The sequence below is a fragment of the Coleofasciculus sp. FACHB-712 genome (assembly GCF_014695635.1).
Lineage (GTDB): Bacteria > Cyanobacteriota > Cyanobacteriia > Cyanobacteriales > FACHB-T130 > FACHB-T130.
On the sequence record NZ_JACJOQ010000144.1, the window covers coordinates 1 to 1,946 of the forward strand.

At 47.9% G+C, this 1,946-nt stretch carries 1 protein-coding gene and 1 tRNA gene; one reads left to right on the forward strand and one right to left on the reverse strand.

The genetic code is table 11. The annotated features are described in order from the left end of the window. On the forward strand, positions 1 to 1,773 hold a 1,773-nt coding region (gene selD / locus H6F50_RS03755), incomplete at its 5' end, for a selenide, water dikinase SelD (RefSeq protein WP_190426470.1). Positions 1,774 to 1,779: 6 nt separating this feature from the next. Here the strand turns inward: selD and H6F50_RS03760 are convergent. Continuing rightward, positions 1,780 to 1,866, reverse strand: a tRNA-Ser gene (locus tag H6F50_RS03760). Positions 1,867 to 1,946 lie beyond the last annotated feature (80 nt).

The following is a 1,946-nucleotide window of genomic DNA, read 5'->3' on the forward strand; positions in this document are numbered from 1 at the left end:
GCAATGCAATCTCGCCTGCATCAATTTTTTGAGCATTCCCAGCAGTTTCCAGAAAATCTAGAAATCCATCTATTCCATAGCGGTGTTGAGCTTTTACCGAACTATAACCCCTGGGTGGGTCGGCGTTTCCAGAAAATTTTGATCCAGCGTGGGGTTGAGTTGCATTTAGGGGAAAAGGTGTGTGAAGTTCAACCGCACAAGGTTATTTGTGAGTCTGGTTTAGTGGTTGAATGCGCTAGCGAGGGGACTCCTGCTGAGTGTCGCGTTTTTTGGGTAACACAAGCATCGGCACCTCGTTGGCTGCAAGCCTCTGGATTGGCTACCGATACTAAAGGCTTTATCCAGGTAGATGATACTTTGCGATCGCTCTCTCATCCCCAAGTATTTGCCGCAGGTGATATTGCCACGATGATTCATCATCCCCGTCCGAAAGCGGGAGTTTTTGCTGTGCGTCAGGGGAAGCCACTGTTTAACAACCTGCGGCGGACGTTACTGGGGAAGCCACTAAAACCGTACAAGCCGCAGAAACAATATCTTAGTTTAATTGGTACAGGGGATGGTCAGGCGATCGCTTCTTGGGGCGCTTTCGGCTGCGAATCCCGCTTGTTTTGGCACTGGAAAGATCGCATCGACCTCCAATTTATGGCACGCTTCCACAACTTGCCGGAAATGTCAGCCGTTACCCAACAACCAATCCCCAAACCTCAATCCCCAACCCCTAACCCGCCAATGCGTTGCGCTGGTTGCGGTTCTAAAGTCGGTAGTACAACATTAGAACGAGTCCTACTCCGGATTAAATTAGAACACCCTGAAGTTGGTAATCGTGAAGATATTTTAATTGGACTTGATGCACCAGATGATGCTGCCGTAGTCAAGGTGCCAGTAGATCAAGTGATGGTTCATACCCTAGACTATTTCCGAAGTCTAATTAATGACCCGTTTATCTTTGCTCAAATTAGCGCTAATCATTGCTTAAGCGATATTTTTGCAATGGGTGCTACTCCTCAGAGTGCGCTGGCAATTGCCACTATTCCCTACGCCTGGGAAGAAAAGCAGGAGGAAACCCTTTATCAACTGTTATCGGGTGCTGCTAAAGTGCTGCAACAGTCGCAAACACCCCTGGTAGGCGGACACACCACAGAAGGAGCAGAACTAACTTTTGGTTTATCCTGTAACGGCTTAGCCTATCCCAATCAGCTGCTACGAAAAGGAGGTATGAAGCCGGGGCAAGTGCTAATTTTGACCAAAGCGCTAGGAACGGGAACTCTATTTGCTGCGCAGATGCGCTTGCAAGCAAAAGGTCGGTGGATTGATGATGCAGTCCACTCGATGCTGCTGTCAAATCAAGCAGCCGCTAAGTGTTTATTAAAACATGGAGTTACTGCCTGTACGGATATTACAGGATTTGGATTGCTGGGGCATTTACTGGAAATGATCCAAGCATCTCAGGTGGCGGTGGAGTTCAATTTAGAAGCTATCCCAGTTCTAGAAGGTGCCTTGGAAACGCTGCAAATGGGAATTGTGAGTTCTTTACACCCGCAGAATTTACGGGCATCCCGCCAGATTAGCAATTTATCAGCAGTTAGCGATCGCGCTACTTACCCTCTTCTATTCGATCCCCAAACTTCTGGCGGACTCTTAGCTGCGATTCCAGATGAACGCGCTGATGCTTGTGTCGCCTCACTCAAAACTTTGGGATATACCTACAGCCAAATAATTGGTCGCGTGACGCCACCAAATCAAGGCGTTCAGCCCATCTCACTAATTGTCTGAATTCAACGGAGAGGAGAGGATTTGAACCTCCGGTGACGTTGCCGCCACAACTGATTTCGAGTCAGTCGCATTCAACCACTCTGCCACCTCTCCAAGCGCTATCTTTATTAACCTTTGGTTAATAACTCAGCATTATCAGTATATACCAAATTCCGCCAATCTCTTCTGCCCAA